Annotated in this window: 12 protein-coding genes; 6 read left to right on the plus strand and 6 right to left on the minus strand. The window is 66.8% G+C overall.

Features of this window, described 5'->3' with window-relative positions; genetic code table 11:
- Window positions 1–48: 48 nt before the first annotated feature.
- Window positions 49–4,779 (plus strand): NAD-glutamate dehydrogenase, encoded by a 4,731-nt coding sequence (locus tag BSQ44_RS23890; RefSeq protein ID WP_072608263.1) that lies wholly within the window; start codon window positions 49–51, stop codon window positions 4,777–4,779.
- A 30-nt stretch (window positions 4,780–4,809) separates the two neighbouring features.
- Window positions 4,810–6,210 (plus strand): MFS transporter, encoded by a 1,401-nt coding sequence (locus BSQ44_RS23895; protein ID WP_072607532.1) that lies wholly within the window; start codon window positions 4,810–4,812, stop codon window positions 6,208–6,210.
- Between the two features lie 6 nt (window positions 6,211–6,216).
- Here the strand turns inward: BSQ44_RS23895 and purH are convergent, their stop codons facing one another.
- From purH to htpX, 4 genes are all read right to left on the minus strand, one after another.
- Window positions 6,217–7,833, minus strand: a complete 1,617-nt coding sequence (purH, locus tag BSQ44_RS23900; RefSeq protein ID WP_072607533.1) for a bifunctional phosphoribosylaminoimidazolecarboxamide formyltransferase/IMP cyclohydrolase — start codon at window positions 7,831–7,833, stop codon at window positions 6,217–6,219.
- Between the two features lie 95 nt (window positions 7,834–7,928).
- A complete protein-coding gene (locus BSQ44_RS23905; RefSeq protein WP_072607534.1) occupies window positions 7,929–9,629 on the minus strand; it encodes a heparinase II/III family protein in 1,701 nt (566 codons plus the stop codon).
- An 89-nt stretch (window positions 9,630–9,718) separates the two neighbouring features.
- Window positions 9,719–11,116, minus strand: a complete 1,398-nt coding sequence (locus tag BSQ44_RS23910; protein WP_072607535.1) for an RsmB/NOP family class I SAM-dependent RNA methyltransferase — start codon at window positions 11,114–11,116, stop codon at window positions 9,719–9,721.
- Window positions 11,107–12,114, minus strand: a complete 1,008-nt coding sequence (htpX, locus tag BSQ44_RS23915) for a zinc metalloprotease HtpX (protein WP_072607536.1) — start codon at window positions 12,112–12,114, stop codon at window positions 11,107–11,109. Before htpX ends, BSQ44_RS23910 begins: the two co-directional genes overlap by 10 nt.
- A gap of 107 nt (window positions 12,115–12,221) precedes the next feature.
- On the opposite strand from htpX, the gene BSQ44_RS23920 reads away from it, so the two are divergent.
- From BSQ44_RS23920 to BSQ44_RS26405, 4 genes are all read left to right on the plus strand, one after another.
- A complete protein-coding gene (locus tag BSQ44_RS23920; RefSeq protein WP_072608264.1) occupies window positions 12,222–12,452 on the plus strand; it encodes a DUF1674 domain-containing protein in 231 nt (76 codons plus the stop codon).
- Between the two features lie 55 nt (window positions 12,453–12,507).
- Entirely contained in the window at window positions 12,508–12,984 is a 477-nt protein-coding gene (locus BSQ44_RS23925; RefSeq protein ID WP_072607537.1) for a thermonuclease family protein, read from the plus strand.
- A 241-nt stretch (window positions 12,985–13,225) separates the two neighbouring features.
- Window positions 13,226–14,548, plus strand: a complete 1,323-nt coding sequence (locus BSQ44_RS23930; RefSeq protein ID WP_072607538.1) for a vWA domain-containing protein — start codon at window positions 13,226–13,228, stop codon at window positions 14,546–14,548.
- A gap of 355 nt (window positions 14,549–14,903) precedes the next feature.
- On the plus strand, window positions 14,904–15,206 hold the full coding sequence (locus tag BSQ44_RS26405) for an excalibur calcium-binding domain-containing protein (protein WP_083534895.1): 303 nt from the start codon (window positions 14,904–14,906) through the stop codon (window positions 15,204–15,206).
- Window positions 15,207–15,224: 18 nt separating this feature from the next.
- Here BSQ44_RS26405 and BSQ44_RS23940 read toward each other — a convergent pair whose 3' ends face one another.
- Both BSQ44_RS23940 and acs read right to left on the minus strand, forming a co-directional pair.
- Entirely contained in the window at window positions 15,225–15,836 is a 612-nt protein-coding gene (locus BSQ44_RS23940) for a LysE family translocator (RefSeq protein WP_072607539.1), read from the minus strand.
- Window positions 15,837–15,841: 5 nt separating this feature from the next.
- Window positions 15,842–17,797 carry an acetate--CoA ligase gene (acs, locus tag BSQ44_RS23945; protein ID WP_072607540.1) on the minus strand — a complete coding sequence of 652 codons (1,956 nt, stop codon included), beginning with the start codon at window positions 17,795–17,797 and terminating at the stop codon, window positions 15,842–15,844.
- Window positions 17,798–17,825: the final 28 nt, after the last annotated feature.

Genomic DNA, 17,825 nt, shown 5'->3' on the forward strand with positions numbered 1-17,825 from the left:
ATGGCGGCGCATGACGGCGGCGGCACTGGCGCCGACCACGAACCCACCATGGGCGAAGCCGGCACGATCGACGGCTTCGCGGGCTTGCTGTTCTCGCGGGCTTCGCGCGAGGACGTCTCGGCCTATGACCCGGCCATGCTCAAGCGCGCAGCCGAACTCGCCCGCAAGGCTGTCGAACGGCACCACAAGGGCGAGAGCATCGTCGCGATCGAACAGCAGTCCGGCGTCGAGCGAGCGGATCGGCCGGTGACGGTCATTACCGTCGTCAACGACAATATGCCCTTCCTGTTCGATTCGATCATGGGTGAGATCGGCGACGGCGGCGTGGCGCCGCTGCTGGTGACCCATCCCGTCATCTACGTGACGCATGATTCGCAAGGGGTTCGTTCGATCGAGGGCGAAGCCGATGCCCGGGCTGACAGCGATCGCCTGAGCGTCATCCATGTACACGTCTCGCCCATGAGCGAGGCGCAGGCGCAGGATCTCGAGACCCGCATCGGCCGCGTCCTGACCCAGGTCCGCGCCGCGGTCCGCGACTGGAAGCCCATGCTCGCGCGACTGGAGCATACGATCTCCGACTACCGCTACATGCCGGTCCCGCTCGACCGGGGCGCCGTGACCGAGGCGGTCGCGTTCCTCGAATGGCTGCGCGACGACAACTTCACCTTCCTCGGCATGCGCGACTACAGCTACACCGACCAGGGCGAGAGCGGGACGCTGGAACGGACCGACCAGCGCGGACTCGGCATTCTTTCCGATCCCAACCTGCTCGTCCTGCGCGGCAACACCCAGACCTCCGTGACCACGCCGGAGATCTTGGAATTCCTCAACGGTCCCGAACCGCTCATCGTCACCAAGGCGAACGCCCGCTCGCTGGTCCACCGCCGGGCCTATCTCGACTATGTCGGCGCCAAGACTTTCGATTCCGACGGAAAACTGACGGGCGAACTGCGCATCGTGGGGCTGTTCACCTCGACCGCCTACACGCGCTCGATCCTGAAGATCCCCTACCTGCGCTCCAAGGCGGAGGCCGTCATCGCCGCGTCCGGCTTCGACAAGAACGACCATTCCGGCAAGGCGCTCATCAACGTGCTGGAATCCTATCCGCGCGACGAACTCTTCCAGATGGACACGGACCTGTTGCGCCAGCACGCCATGACGGTTCTGGCGCTCGGCGAACGGCCGCGCGTCAGGGTGCTGCTACGCGTCGACCAGTTCGACCGCTTCGTCTCGATCATCGTGTTCGTGCCGCGCGATCGCTACGATTCCCGCGTCCGCGCCGAGATCGGGGAGTATCTGAAGAACATATACGAAGGCCGGCTTTCGGCCTATTACCCGGCCTTCCCGGAAGGATCGCTGGCGCGCGTGCATTTCATCATCGGGCGATCGGGGGGCAAGACGCCGCAGATCCCGGCGGCCACGATCGAGGCCGAAATCCGCAACATCGTCCGTACCTGGGACGACGTCCTGCGCGAAGCCGCGGTCGAGACCGGCGCCGACGCGCGTTTCGCGGCGATCGCGCAGCGCTTTCCCGACACCTATCGCAACAGCTTCACGCCCCTGGAGGCCCTGACGGACGCGGGCCGCATCTGGGCCCTGTCGGCGGCCAACCCGATCGCCATCGACTTCTACCGCCACGCCGACCAGCCGCCGGAGCAGGTCGCCCTGAAGATCTTCCATCACGGAGCGGCCGTCTCGCTCTCGCAGCGCGTGCCGCTGCTGGAAAACATGGGCTTCCGCGTCATCAGCGAGCGCACCTTCGAGATCGGGGCCGGGGATGGCGGCAAGGTCTTCATCCACGACATGGAACTCGAAAGCGCTTACGCGAAGCCGGTGAACCTCTCCACCGACGGCGCCCTCTTCGAGGACGTCTTCCTCGCGGTGTGGAACCGCACCGCCGACAATGACGGTTACAACGGGCTCGTTCAGACGGCCGGGCTCCGCTCGCGCGAGATCATCATCCTGCGCGCCTACGGCCGCTACCTCCAGCAGGCAGGCATTCCGCAGAGCCAGGATTTCATCGCAGCGGTGCTGAACCGGTATCCGGAGATCGCGGCCGACCTCTTCCGGCTGTTCACCGTCCGCTTCGACCCCTCCGTCCCGCACGGGACCTCGGCGCACGACCAGCAGGAAATCGCAGGCAGGATCGAGGCGGCTCTGGACGACGTGCCGGTTCTCGACGAGGACACGATCATCCGCCGCATCCTGAACCTGATCCAGTCGACGCTGCGCACGAACAGCTTCAAGCCGCCGGAGACCGGGAAGACCCCCTCGCTCGCCTTCAAGCTCGATTCGCGGCAGCTCGCTGGGCTGCCCGATCCGAAGCCCTGGCGCGAGATCTTCGTCTACGGGCCGGAGGTGGAAGGCGTACACCTGCGCTTCGGTCCGGTGGCGCGAGGCGGGCTGCGCTGGTCGGACAGGGCACAGGATTACCGCACCGAGGTGCTCGGTCTCGTCAAGGCGCAGCAGGTGAAGAACGCCGTCATCGTGCCGGTTGGCGCCAAGGGCGGCTTCTTCCCCAAGCAGTTGCCGCAGGGCGGCACGCGCGACGAGGTCTTCCAGGCCGGCAAGGCGGCATACGTCAACTTCGTCTCCAGCCTGCTTTCGATCACCGACAATCTCAAGGGCGACGGCGTGGTTCCGCCCGAAGGCGTGGTGCGGCACGACGGCGATGATCCATACTTCGTCGTCGCGGCCGACAAGGGCACGGCGACCTTCTCCGACACCGCCAACGAGATCAGTCAGGCGCACGATTTCTGGCTAGACGACGCCTTCGCCTCGGGCGGGTCGGCTGGCTACGATCACAAGAAGATGGGCATCACCGCGCGCGGCGCCTGGGAGGCGGTGAAGCGCCACTTCCGCGAGATGAACCGCGACATCCAGACCGAACCCTTCACGGTGGTCGGCGTCGGCGACATGTCGGGCGACGTCTTCGGCAACGGCATGCTCTTGTCGAAGGAGATCCGCCTCATCGCCGCCTTCGACCACCGCGACATATTCATCGATCCGGATCCCGATCCGGCGGCTTCCTTCGCGGAACGTGAGCGCATGTTCGCCCTGCCCCGGTCCAGCTGGCAGGATTACGACCGGTCGACGATCTCGGCCGGCGGCGGCATTTTCCCGCGGTCGCAGAAGGCGATCACCCTGTCGCAGGCCGCCGCTAGCGCGATCGGCATGACAAAGACGGTGGCCTCGCCGACCGAGATCATGAACGCCATCCTGAAGGCGCCCGCGGACCTCCTTTGGTTCGGCGGCATCGGCACCTATGTGCGCGCGACCTCGGAGTCCAATCCGGAGGTCGGCGACCGCGCCAACGACGCGATCCGCGTCACCGCGCCCGAGATCGGCGCCAAGGTGGTGGGCGAAGGCGCCAATCTCGGCATGACCCAGCGCGCCCGCATCGAATACGGCTTGCATGGCGGACGCTGCAATTCCGATGCCATCGACAATTCGGGCGGCGTCAATTCCTCCGACGTCGAGGTCAACATCAAGATTGCGCTCGCCGCCGCCATGCGAAGCGGCAAGCTGACCAGGCCCGACCGTAACGCGTTCCTGGCCGAGATGACCGGCGAGGTCGGCGACCTCGTCCTGCGCAACAACTACGACCAGACGCTGGCCATCTCGCTGTCGCAGCTGCGCGGAATGGCCGACCTGCCGCACCAGCAGCGCTTCATGGCGGCGCTGGAGGCGAGCGGCGATCTCGACCGGATCGTCGAGACCCTGCCGAGCGACGCGGCCCTCGCCGACCGAGCGGCGCGCGGCGAACCGCTGACGCGCGCCGAGATCGGCGTGCTGCTTGCCTACGCCAAGATCGTGCTCTTCACCGACATCGTCGAAAGCGACCTGCCCGACGAGAAGTATTTCGACGAGGACCTGCTGTCCTATTTCCCCGACAGGATGGCGCAGGAATACCGCCCCGAAATCGAGGGGCACCGGCTGCGGCGCGAAATCATCGCCACGCAGCTGGCCAACGACGTCATCAACCGCGGCGGGCCGTCCTTCGTGAACCGCCTGCAGGACGTCACCGCCTGCCCCGCCTCCGAGGTCGTCGCGGCCTTCTCCGTGGTGCGGGACGGCTTCGAGCTGCCGGCGCTTTTCGCCGAGATCGACGCGCTCGACACCAAGGTCGACGGGATGGCGCAGCTCGGTTTCTACCAGTCGGTCGTGCGGCTGATCTATGCCGCCTCCTACTGGGACCTGAAGAATGCCGACCGGGACGTCCCGGTCAGCGGCAGGATCGACGAGCTTCACCGTGCGCGAAGGGCGCTGGAGCCCAGGCTGGCGGAGATGCTGCCGGCGTTCCTGAAGGAACGGCTGGACGAGCGGCAGACCCGCTTCGTCGAGGCAGGCGCGCCGTCGGGACTGGCAGGGAAGCTCGCCTTCCTGCATGTCGCGGAACTCATTCCCGACATCGACCTCGTCGCCAGCCACGCTGCGGCGGACCTGATCGCCGCCGCCGGGATCTACCTGCGGATCAGCGAGGCCTTCCGCATCGGCCGTATCGAGGAAGCCGCCCGTGCGGTGGTTCCGGCCGACTACTACGACGGGCTGGCGCTTTCCCGCGCGAACGACATGATCGGCGCCGCTCGGCGCGGGATGGCGGTCGCGGTGCTGAGCGGGTATGGAAACGAGGAGGATCCGGTCGCGGCCTGGATCGAAGCCGGCGGACAGCGGCTCGCGCGTGCACGCGACCGGCTCCAGGCACTCACGGAGGGCGGCGACATCAGCGTGTCGCGCCTCACAGTGGCGGCGGGCATCATGGCGGATCTCGCCGGTTAGCGAACGAGCCCGGCAGGGCGGAGGGCGGAAATGGCTGAGGGGACGGGCGAGCGGGCATCGCGGCGCGGCATCTGGGGCTGGATGCTCTTCGATTGGGCGCAACAGCCCTTTCACACCCTGATTATCACCTTCGTCTTCGCGCCCTACTTCGCGGCGGCCGTCGCACCCGACGCGGCACGCGGACAGGAGCTCTGGGGCTATGCCACTGGCATCGGCGGCCTTCTGATTGCACTCTCCTCGCCCGTGCTCGGCGCCATCGCCGACGCGGCGGGGCCACGTAAACCGTGGATCGTCGCCTTCTCCATCCTCGGCGTCGTGGGCTGCTGGATGCTCTGGTTCGCGGTGCCCGGCGCGGAGAACATGGCGATGGTGCTGTTCTTCATCGCGCTCGCTGTCTTCGGCATGGAGTTCGCGGCCGTCTTCAACAACGCCATGATGCCGACGCTCGTGCCCCGTTCGGAACTCGGACGGCTATCCGGCTCCGCCTGGGGGCTGGGTTACGCCGGCGGCCTGATCTCGCTGGTGATCGTGCTCGGCCTGATGTCGGCCTCGCCAGAAACCGGCCGCACCCTGCTCGGCCTCGACCCGATCCTTGGGCTCGATCCGGCGATGCGCGAGGGCGACCGCGCCGCCGGGCCGTTCACGGCGATCTGGTACGTCGTCTTCGTCCTGCCGATGTTCCTCTTCACGCCCGACGTCGCCCGGCGCGCCTCGGCGAAGGGCATGGTGAGCCGGGGTCTCAGGCGTCTCGGCGACACCTTGAAACGGCTTCCCTCGGAGCGCAGCTATTTCAGCTTCCTCATGTCCTCGATGTTCTACCGCGACGCCCTCAACGCGCTCTATGCCTTCGGCGGCATCTATGCCGCCGGCGTGCTCGGCTGGTCGATCATCCAGATCGGCATCTTCGGTATCCTCGCCAACCTGACGGGCGCGGTCGGCGCCTGGTACGGCGGCATCCTGGACCAGCGCTACGGCCCGCGCTTCGTCGTCGCGATCTCCGCCACCCTGCTCGCGCTCTGCTGCCTTCTCGTCATCTCCACGACGGATACGGAGGTGCTTTTCGTGACAGTGGCCGCCGCGGGCGAGACCTCGGGCATTCCCGACATCGTCTTCTACTGTGCCGGCGCGCTGATCGGCGCCGCGGGCGGATCGCTGCAGGCCGCTTCGCGCACCCTGCTGGTCGATCAGGTGGACAAGGAGCGGGTGACGGAAGCCTTCGGCCTCTACGCCCTTTCCGGCAAGGCGACGACCTTCATCGGCCCGTTCGCCGTGGCGCTCGCCACCGGTTTCTTCGCCTCGGAAGCCTTCGGTTTCTCCGCCCAGGACGCCCAGCGCCTCGGCGTCACGCCGATCATCCTTTTGTTCGTGATCGGGCTGGTGCTTCTGCCGATGGTGAGGTCGCGCGACTATCAGGTGTCGAACAAGGCGTGAGTTTCCTCAGTGCCTGAAATGCCGCATCCCGGTGAACACCATGGCGATGCCGTGCGCGTCCGCTGCGGCGATGACCTCGTCGTCGCGCATCGAGCCGCCCGGCTGGATGACGGCGGTGGCGCCGGCCTCGACGGCCGATACGAGCCCGTCGGCGAAGGGGAAGAAGGCGTCGGAGGCAACGACCGAGCCTGACGTTCCCGGCTGTTCCAGGCCGGCGGCCACTGCGGCGTCCTGTGCCTTGCGCGCGGCGATGCGGGAGGAATCGACACGGCTCATCTGCCCGGCCCCGATGCCCACTGTTGCGCCGTCCCTCACATAGACGATGGCGTTCGACTTGACGTGCTTGGCCACCCTGAACGCGAACTTCAGGTCGGCCAGTTCCGCCTCGCTCGGCGCGCGCTTCGTGACGACCTTCAGGTCGAGATCGTCGACGACGCCGTTGTCGCGCGACTGGACGAGCAGTCCGCCGGACACCGTCTTGGCGGTGAGCCCCGCCGCCCGCGGGTCGGGCAGGCCGTCGGTGACAAGCAGCCGCAGGTTCTTCTTCGCTGCGATGATCGCCTCCGCCTCCGGGCTTGCGCCCGGCGCGATGATCACCTCGGTGAAGACCTTGGCGATCTCCTCGGCCGCCTCCGCATCGAGCGGCTGGTTCAGCGCCACGATCCCGCCGAAGGCGGAGACCGGATCGCAGGCGAGCGCCTTCAGGTAGGCGTCCTTCAGGCTCGCGCCCTCCGCCACGCCGCAAGGGTTGGCATGCTTGATAATGGCCACCGCCGCGGAGCGGGCCGGATCGAATTCGGCGACGAGCTCGAAGGCGGCATCGGTGTCGTTCAGGTTGTTGTAGGAGAGCTGCTTGCCCTGCACCTGGCGCGCCGTCGCAACCCCGGGGCGCCGTTCGCCGGTCACGTAGAACGCGGCCTGCTGGTGCGGGTTCTCGCCGTAGCGGGTGACCTCCGCGAGACGGCCGCCGAGGGAGCGCCAGGCGGGATGTTCCACGTCGAGCGCTTCCGCGAACCAGTTGGCGATCGCCGCGTCGTAGGCGGCGGTGCGGGCGAACGCCTTGGCGGCCATCTTCTTGCGGAACTCCAGCGAGAGGCTGCCGGTGTTCATTTCCAGCGCATTGAGAACGGCGGCGTAGTCGCCCGGATCGGTCACCACCGTGCAATAGGCGTGGTTCTTCGCGGCGGCCCGCACCATCGCGGGGCCGCCGATGTCGATGTTCTCGATGGTCTCGGCGTAGGCACCGCCGGCAAACCGCACTTCCTCGAAGGGATAGAGATTGATCACCACGAGGTCGAAGGGCTGAATGCCGTGCTCGTCCATCGCGGCGGCATGTTCTGGATCGTCGCGCACGCCGAGCAGCCCGCCATGCACCAGCGGGTGCAGGGTCTTGACCCTGCCGTCCATGATCTCGGGAAAGCCGGTCACCTCGGAGACGTCCGTCACCGCGACACCGGCATCCGCGATCGCCCGGGCGGTCCCGCCGGTGGAGACCAGTTCGACGCCCCGATGCGCGAGTTCCGAAGCGAATTCGACCAGGCCGGTCTTGTCCGAGACCGACAGCAGCGCGCGGCGAACCGCGACCAGATCCGGCGCGGGAATGTTCTTGGAAGCGACGGCCATGCGCGGGGTAACTCCGTGGATGCGGGGACGCCGCGCCCTAGCACATGCGAGGGCGAAAACAAACGCTCAGCGACGATACCCGACGGCCTGCGAACCTATCCGCGCAGGCGCAAGAAGCGCCAGCGCACTTCCCGGTTCTGCGAGGCCCGGAAGTGGAGAACGATCTGCAGGTTGCGCCGCGGCCCCGTGAGGCCGGCGAAGAAGATCGATTCCTCTACGGCAGGTTTCACGGCCTCGCATTCGAAGCGCCAGTGATTGTCCTCTCCTGCCGAAAGCACGAGCCTCTGCGCCTTGTCGCGCAGCAGGTTGACGTCGGGGTGGACATGGAAGCGGACGGCGACCGCATCGTCGCGGTCGCGCGGAGCCGAGCCGTCCGGCCGGTGAAACCGGTCGACGCCGTCCAGCACCGCTCCCTCCGCGCCGAGCGAAAGCTCCCGCTCGTGCACGACGCCGACCTGCGAGACGTAGCCATCATGCGAAGCCACGAAGCCCTGGGTTCCGGCGGCATCGGTGCGCCGCGAGCGCACGCGGCTCGGACCACCCACCAGCAGCGGCCCCAGAAACGCGCGCAAGCGCGGCGAGGAAAGGATGCGGCTGGACGAGGTGTCGTTGAGGACCGCGGTCGAATGCGCCGCGGTCGCCCGCGCGAGTGCCAGGAAATCCTTCGGCCCGTAGGTGTCGACGCCGGAGTTCGCGACGAGAACCCTGCGCTTGGAGGAGAATTCGAATGACAGGCACCCGGCATGCGCCTGTGCCGACACGTCGGGGCTGACCGGCGCGCCGGTGTCGGCGATGACCGTCGTGGCGCCCATCGTGAGGCGTTCGAAACCGGAATGCGGCGCGTGCAGGAGCGGCTGCCCGATGGCATCGTCGTGCCGCAGGATCGCGACGATCCTGTCTGGAATGGTGGCACCCATGCCATTGAATCGGGCGAGATTTCCGTCTTGGTGGCGGAAGAAGCGAAGCGCCGGCAGCATGCGGTCGATGGCGCCTATCAGGGCCGGGGGCGGCGCCTCGGCCTGGTTGGCATAGGTCTGGCGCAGCGGCAGGAGATCGGCCAGAAGTTCGAGAATGGCCAGGGGATTGCGCGAGATGTGGCCGCCGTCTGCGAGGACCTGCCGGTCGAGTTCGCGCGCGAGATTGCGCGTGGCATTGCGCAGAGTGGTCGAAGCGGTGGGCAAGGACAGGGCGGAGAAGGCCAGCGCGATGCGCGCCCGCAGCCGCTCCTCGCCGTCCGGCATTTCCCGCACCATCGCGCGCAGGTAGCGGATCTGCAACGAGAGCGATCGCAGGAAGGCACGATAGAACTGGAACTCCGCGCCCTGCAGCACGATCGTCGAATGCTGCAGCCAGGCGATGATACGCTTGGACGTCACGTCCGGCTCCCACGCGATGCCACGCAGGCGCGAGCCGTCCGTTTCGATCCAGTCCGCGATCAGCGCCCGGGCGTTGGCCGACGCGAGGTCCGTTCCCGCCTCGCGCATGTGCCTCAGCCAGCGGAAGCCGTGCAGCGACTTCAGCCAGGCCTCGCTGGCGCCTTCCACACCGAAGGGCGATTCGCCGCCGGTCTCGACCATCCGTCCGGCGAGCGGGAAGCGGCCATGGTACATTTCCGAAGCGAGATACGCATCCGCCAGCCGCAGGTCGGGCGGCGCGATCAGGACGCGGTCGGGCGTACGTCCGGCATAACGCCAGCGATACGCGGGACCCGTGCGCAGGCTGCGACGGAGGCGGCGCCATGCCTCCTTCGCGACAAGTCTCCACAAGCGCGGTGAATGCCCCCCCGCCTTCGCCAATGATCCTGTCCCTCGAACGTCCCGCCCGGGCAGAGTCTATCTGATTCAAACCGCTGCGCGACATCGTTTTTGAAGCGACGGGCGATGTCCTAGGATATTCGCCTGAGACGTGCGGCGAAGAAGCCGTCGAGACCGGAAATCCTGGGGTCGTCGAGGGAAAATCCGGCCGGCGTGGTGCGGAGTTCGCCCCGTTCGTTGATGAAGTCCTCCGCTCCAGGAACATCGTCCGGCTTCAGCGGATCGCGCTCGTAGCCGGCTGATTCGGCAAGGAATGCGGCGATGACCGCCTCGCCCTCGGCGGGATCGAGCGAACAGTTCGAGAAGACGAGGCGCCCGCCCGGTCGCACCAGCAGGGCCGCCCGCGAAAGCAGCCGCGCCTGCACGCCCGCCAGTTTCTCGATGTCCTGCGGCGATTTCGTCCAGACCACGTCCGGATGGCGGCGCACCGTTCCCGTCGACGAGCAGGGCGCATCGAGGAGCACGGCATCGAAGAGAGACGAGGGCTCCCACGTCATGAGGTCGGCCTCGACGATGTCCACGTCGAGCCCGAGCCGTTCCATGTTCTGGCGCAGCCGCCTCAGCCGGCTCGCCGAAACGTCCACGGCGGTCACGCTTGCACCCGCGCCCGCCAGTTGCGCTGTCTTGCCGCCGGGCGCGGCGCACAGGTCGGCCACGCGCAGTCCGCGAACGTCGCCGAGCATGCGGGCTGGCAGCGAGGCCGCCGCGTCCTGCACCCACCATGCGCCTTCGGCATAGCCGGGCATGTCCGCGACCGCCCCGTCGAGCGAGGTGACGCGCACCCCGCCGGTCGGCAGCACGATCCCGCCAAGCTTCTCCGCCCATTCCTGCGGATCCGACCGGACGGTGAAATCAGTTGGCGCCTCGATGCGGTGCATGGCGAGGATGGCCGACGCAGCCTCGGCCCCATAGGCCGCTTCCAACCGCTCGGCGAACCAGGCGGGCGCATCGCGGTTCGTTGCCAGGGCAGCGGGAAGGGATCGATCCTTGCGGCGCGCCACCTCGCGCAGGACGCCGTTCACCAGGCCAGAAAAGCGCGCCGTTCGCGGGTCGTCCTTGGCGTGCAGCACCGCGAGGTTCACGGCCGCGCTGTCGGGGATGTCGAGAAACAGGATCTGCGCCGCCGCCACATGAAGGACATGGGCGAGCGCGGTGGCGTTTGCCGGAAGCGGCCGGTCGAGGCGGCTGCCGATGAGTGCGGCGATGGTGTTGCGATAGCGCAGCGCAGTGGCGAGGATGGCGCGCACCAGCGCCCGGTCGCGCGCTTCCAGCGCCAGGTATTGCGGATGCCCATGCTCGTTGTCGGTCAACCCGTCGAGCGGCGTCTTCTTGTCGATCACCGCCGCGAGCAGTCTTGCGGCCGTCTTCCGCGCCTGGAGGCCCGGCGCGTCATCCTCCGGATTGGCTCGTGTCGATCGGCCTCGGTTCGGGGTGGCGGGCTTGCGACCGTCCCCTGCCCTCACGACCACGGGCCCTTTGGCCCGTCATCGTTGCGGCGTTCGCGTCCGGCGCGCGGGACGGAGGTACGCGACGGCTCCTGCGAAGCCGCGCGCGGCATTTTGGTGCGGGCAGCGCCGTTCCAGGGTCCTTCCGGCGCCGCCTGTGGCGCGGTGCTGCGGCCCATGCCGTTCTGTGCCATCTCCTCCAGCGCCGCGATCCGATTCTCGGTGTTGGGGTGCGTGGAGAAGAGGTTGTCCATCCGCTCGCCGGACAGCGGATTGATGATGAACATGTGCGCGGTGGCAGGGTTGCGCTCCGCGTCGGGATTGTGGACGCGCTTGGCGGCGGTCGAGATCTTGTCCAGCGCCGAGGCAAGCCAGATCGGGTTGCCGCAGATCTGCGCGCCGAGGCGGTCGGCGGAATATTCGCGCGTACGGCTGATCGCCATCTGCACCATCATGGCGGCCAGCGGGGCGACGATCATCGCTGCCAGAACGCCGACGATGCCGAGCGGATTGTTGTTGTCGCGGTTGCCGCCGAAGAAGAAGGCGAAATTGCCGAGCATCGAGATCGCGCCGGCGAGCGTGGCGGTGATGGTCATGGTGAGCGTGTCGCGGTTCTGCACGTGCGCGAGTTCGTGCGCCATCACGCCCGCGACCTCCTCGTAGGAGAGCCGTTCCAGGAGCCCGGTCGTGGCTGCGACGGCGGCGTTCTGCGGATTGCGCCCTGTGGCGAAGGCGTTCGGCTGCGGGTTCTTGATCAGGTAGACTTTCGGCATCGGCATGCCGGCGTTGCGGACCAGTCCCTGCACGATGCCGTAATACTCTGGCGCGCTGCGCTCGTCGACCTCGACCGCGTGGTGCATCCGAAGCACCATCTTGTCGGCGTTCCAGTAGCTGAAGAGGTTCATGCCGGCGGCAATGAGGAAGGCGATCAACATGCCACCCGAACCGCCGATCATGTAGCCGATGCCCATGAACAGCGCCGTCATGGCGGCGAGCAGCATCGCGGTGCGTATCATGTTCATCGACGTCTCCGATCCTGCGCTCCGGGCATGGGCTCGATCCATATTCCGAACCGCTCTATATGATGGGAAGCAGCGATTGCCACTTCAATATTCGGGACGGTGCGAACGTGACGGAAAGAACGGCGGCGAAGGACGAGACATCCGGCGGAGACGAACATGCCGCGCGGGACAAGTCGCTCAGCGAAGCGGCCAGACGCGCTCTCGCCGAAGCAGAGCAGCGGCGCGAGGCCTATCTTCGCAAGGAAGCGGAGATGCCGAAGGAACTCGGCGGGCGCGGCGGCAAGGAACCGGGCCGCTACGGCGACTGGGAGGTGAAGGGGCTGGCCACGGATTTCTAGGCGCCGCCGCGCCGTTCGACTTGCCTGATAAGGAAAATAGGACTATTTTCCTGAAATGGCGATTCCCTTCCCGACGCCCATTCCGGCATGGCGCCCGCGGTTCATAGCGGCCGCCGTCACCGTCGTCGCCATGATATTTCCGCATAGCCGCTCGCTCGCGGCGGACGTGTTTCCCGGTCCCGTCATGGCCCATGTCCTGAAGGTCATCGACGGCGACACCTTCACCGCGCAGGCGCTGATCTGGCCTGGCCAGATGCTGACCGTGAACGTTCGACTGCGCGGCGTCGATGCGCCCGAGCTGCGCGCCTGCTGCGAGCAGGAACGCGAGGCGGCGATGCGGGCGACCCATGCGCTCGAGCACCTGATTCAGAGCGATGCGCCGGTTGCGATCTCCAACATCGCGTCGGACAAATATTACGGCCGCGTGGTCGCGGACGTCACCACGGGCGCCGGAGACCGGGTCGCGCAACGGCTTCTCGATGCCGATCTGGTAAAGCCCTATGCGGGCGGAGGGCGGGCCGGCTGGTGCTGAGCCCGCCCGCGCCGTTTCGGCACAGCGCTCCCGCAAGCCGGCCGCCCGGGCATTGTCCAGCATTGCTGAAACCTGGCCGTCGGGCTAACGGTTAACCAACCGGTAACCATACCACCGGGAAGTTTCTCGATCCTTCAAAGACTTGGCCTTTCCGTGCCCGGTCGGCCCCGTTTGCCGGCGGGACCGGCAAGGAACTTGCTTGACCTGCCTGGAAACGGCTTGCCGTGGATGGAGTTGGGCCATGTCGAGGAAACTGTCAGTTGCCTGGATGAAGCGGTTCTGGAACGACCGGAGCGGGAACTTCGCCGTCGCGACCGGCGCCGTGATTTCCGTCCTGATGCTGGCGGGCGGCTTTTCGGTCAACATCGCCCAGCTGACGTTGACAAGGTCCAATCTGCAGCAGGCGCTGGATACGGCCGTGACGTCGACGGCCCGCGACCTGACCACGCACAAGATCGACCCGGACGACGCGGACGCCATGGTTCTCGCCTTCCTGCGCGCGAACGGAACCAGAGCCTTCGCGCAGGCAGGGCGCGTCGCGCTCAATGGCGTCGACGTCGACCGCTCGACCCGGATGGTGACGGCCAAGGCGAGCGTCGTCGTCGATCTCGCCTTCCCGGTCTTCCAGTCTTCGGCCACACGCCGCATCACCGTGGAATCGGCCGCGCTCTATTCCGACAAGCGGATCGAGGTGGCGATGATGCTGGACGTGACCGGTTCGATGGCCGGCCAGAAGATCAAGGACCTGAAGAAGGCGGCCAAGGGCGCCGTGTCGACGTTCCTGACCGGACAGGATCCGGCCGATCCGCGCGTGCGCGTAGCCATCGTTCCTTACGCGGATTCCGTCAATGTCGGAGCCCTGGCGAACGTGGTCAACGTGGAGACCGGCTACACGACCGACGAGCCGCCGGCCATCGACAGTGCGCGCTCCGCCTCGTCTTCCTCCCGTCCCGACACTTGCGCGACAGAACGCAAGGGCCGCTACCAGTTCTCAAATGCCAGCCCGTGGAAGGCGATGCCGAGCCGCGACTATCGGCTCCAGTTCTGTCCGGGTGCGCAGCTCTCGCCGCTGACGGCGGACAAGGCGAAGCTCGACAGCCGCATCGATTCCTTCTCGGCCGACGGTGCCACCGCGGGACACATCGGCGTCCAGTGGACCTGGTACATGCTGACGCGCGAGTGGAAGGATTTCCTTCCCGCGGCTTCCGCGCCCGCCAGGGCTTCCGACGACAAGGCGGCGAAGTTCGCGATCCTCATGACAGACGGGGAATTCAACACGGCGTTCGCTGGGGTGGGCCGCCGGGAGCAGCCCCGCACGCAGCAGCAGGCGCGCTCGCGCAACCATGCCGAAAGACTGTGCGAGGAGATGAAGAAGGACGGCATCGAGATCTTCACCGTCGGCTTCATGCTCAAGGAGAGCGCCGCCAGGCAGGTGATGGCCAAGTGCGCCTCGCCGGACAAGGCCTCGACGCAGCACTATTTCGAGGCGGCCAGCGGCGCCGAACTCGACGCCGCCTTCCAGGCGATCGCGACCAACATCGAACGGCTGGCGATCGTCAAATAGGCGACGCGAAAGTTCACGCGGCGCCGGTAGCGCGCAAAAGGAAAGGGGCCGCCCGATGAGGCGGCCCCCCGTGTTTCCGTCCGCGGCGCGGCTCGTGGCGACGGCAAGGCCGTCAGCCGCGCGTCACGCCCTTCGTCAGGAAGACTGCTTCCCGCAAAGGCGATCCGCCGAAGCCACGCTCTGGGAAACGAAACCACTCGACATCGGATCACCTCCTTTCAGTTCGTTGAACACGAAGGAGAGGATGAGGTGATCCGGCGCGGAATGCAAGTGCGTGGCTGCAACAGGTTTCGCACTCCCGCTACGGCGTCGTAGAGCCGGTATTCGAAACGATCTACCTGTGGTAGAATTCGGCATGGATAGCGATGACAAGGTTGCGGTTCATCCTGCCCGCGCCACGTTGACCCTGCTGCTCTTCGCCAGCCTTTGCGCGCCGACCATCGCTTCGCCACCGTGGAGCGAGCCCATCGCGACCGCTCCCCTTGCGATTCCGGTGGCCGCGCGCACCTGCAAGCAGGTCTCGTCCTGCGAGGAGGCAGTGCGCTTGTGGTGCGGGGGATATCGGCGCGCCGATGGCGATGGCGACGGAATTCCCTGCGAGAACGTCTGCAGGACCAAGGAAGAGGTCGACAGGATCCGCGCGGCGATCGGTTGCTGAGGGCGCAGCCCCGCCGGCCTAACGCGCGGCTATGGCCGCAGCCGCGCCCGCCATCATCGTCGCGCTGGCACGGTTCGCGGCGCGCATCGCGCGCGCACTGCGCAGGAGCTTTCGCGCGCCGCCGGCGGCCAGCACCCAGCCGAAGTCGACCGCCACCAGCACCAGCACCATCGTCGACGTCAGTTCCGCCCAGCCGAGCAGCGTGACCGAGTTGAGGTCGATGATGGTCGGCAGCAGCGCCATGTAGAACATCATGATCTTGGGATTGCCGAGCGTCACCGCCATACCTGCGGCGAACATCTTCCACGGCGAGCCGGAAGCCGGGGCCTGCCCGCCCTCCGTTGCAACGGGCGCGGTCCACATCTTCCAGGCCAGCCAGGCGAGATAGGCGACACCCGCCCATTTGATTGCCAGGAAGACGGCGTGGAAGCTCTGCGCGATCAGCGCCAGCCCGAAGATCGCGAAGGAGAGCCAGATCGCCTCGCCGAGCCACATCGCCGCCAGGAAAGGCAGGACGTCGCGGGGTCCACGCGCCAGCACCCGCGCCACCAGCGCGGCGATGCTGGGGCCGGGCGAGCCGGCCGCCACAAGGAGCGCGCCGGCGAAGATGGCGAGGGAGGCGAGGTCCAAGGCGGTTACTTCTTCTTGTTCTGCCGGTTTTCCACCAGATCGTCCACGACCGCCGGGTCGGCGAGCGTCGAGGTGTCGCCCAGCGCGCCGAAATCGTCCTCGGCGATCTTCCTCAGGATGCGGCGCATGATCTTGCCCGAGCGCGTCTTCGGCAGGCCGGGCGAAAACTGGATCTTGTCGGGCGAGGCGATGGGGCCGATCTCGTGGCGCACATGCGCCACCAGTTCCTTGCGCAGTTCCTCGCTCGGCTCGACGCCGGACATCAAGGTGACGTAGCAGTAGATACCCTGTCCCTTCATGTCGTGGGGATAGCCCACCACGGCGGCTTCCGAGACCTTGTCGTGGCTGACCAGCGCGGACTCCACCTCGGCCGTACCCATGCGGTGGCCCGACACATTGATGACGTCGTCGACCCGGCCGGTGATCCAGTAATAGCCGTCGGCGTCACGGCGGCACCCATCGCCGGTAAAGTACTTGCCCTTGTAGGTCGAGAAGTAGGTCTGGACGAAGCGCTCGTGATCGCCGTAGACGGTGCGCATCTGCCCCGGCCAGGAATCGGTGATGCAGAGGTTCCCGTCGGCCGCGCCCTCGAGCACCTTGCCGTCATTGTCGACCAGCTGCGGCTGGACACCGAAGAAGGGAAGCGTGGCCGAGCCCGCCTTCAGGTCGATCGCGCCGGGCAGCGGGGTGATGAGGATGCCGCCGGTCTCGGTCTGCCACCAGGTGTCGACGATCGGCGACTTCTTCTCGCCGACAACGTTGTAATACCACTCCCAGGCTTCCGGATTGATCGGCTCGCCGACGGAGCCGAGCACGCGCAGCGACTTGCGGGAGCTCTTCTTCACGTGGTCGTCGCCGGCACCCATCAGGGCGCGGATCGCGGTCGGCGCGGTGTAGAAGATGTTGACCTTGTGCTTGTCGACGACGTCCCACAGGCGCGAGGCGGAGGGATAGTTCGGCACGCCCTCGAACATCAGCGTCGTGGCGCCGTTGGCCAGCGGTCCGTAGACGATGTAGGAATGGCCGGTGACCCAGCCGACATCGGCCGTGCACCAGTAGATGTCTCCCTCGTGATAGTCGAAGACGTACTCGTGCGTCATCGAGGCGTAGACCAGGTAGCCGCCGGTCGTATGCAGCACGCCCTTCGGCTTGCCGGTCGAGCCGGAGGTGTAGAGGATGAACAGCGGATCCTCCGCCTTCATCTTCTCCGGCTCGCACTCCGGCTTAACGCCGCGGATCTCGTCGTGGTACCAGAGGTCGCGGCCGTTGGCCCAGCCGACCTTGCCGCCGGTGCGGCGCACGACCAGCACGTTCTTCACCATGACATGCTGGCGCGCGGCAATGTCGATCGCCTTGTCGGTGTTCTCCTTGAGCGGGATCGTGCGGCCGCCGCGCAGGCCTTCGTCGGCGGTGATGACGAAGGTCGATTCGCAGTCGACGATGCGGCCGGCGAGTGCATCCGGCGAGAAGCCGCCGAAGACCACGGAGTGGATGGCCCCGATGCGCGCGCAGGCGAGCATCGCATAGCCCGCTTCCGGGATCATCGGCATGTAGATGGTGACGCGGTCGCCCTTCCTGACGCCGTGCGCCTTCATCACATTAGCCAGCCGGCAGACGTGCTCGTAAAGCTCTCGATAGGTGACCTTCTTGTCATCGTAGGGATTGTCGCCTTCCCAGATGATCGCAACCTGGTCGCCGCGCTTCTTCAGGTGCCGGTCGATGCAGTTGTAGGAGACGTTGGTCTGGCCGTCCTCGTACCACTTGATCGACACCTTGCCCTTGAAGGAGGTGTTCTTGACCTTGGTGTAGGGCTTGAACCAGTGGATGCGCTTGCCGTGCTTGCCCCAGAACTTCTCCGGGTCCTTCACGCTGTCCTTATACCACTTGTCATACGTGTCGCGGTCGATCAGCGCCCGCTTCTTCCAGTCGGCTTTGACACGATGGACATGGACGTCGGACATGCATTCCCTCCCGTTCGGAACCTTCGCG

The organism is Aquibium oceanicum (genome assembly GCF_001889605.1).
GTDB lineage: Bacteria > Pseudomonadota > Alphaproteobacteria > Rhizobiales > Rhizobiaceae > Aquibium > Aquibium oceanicum.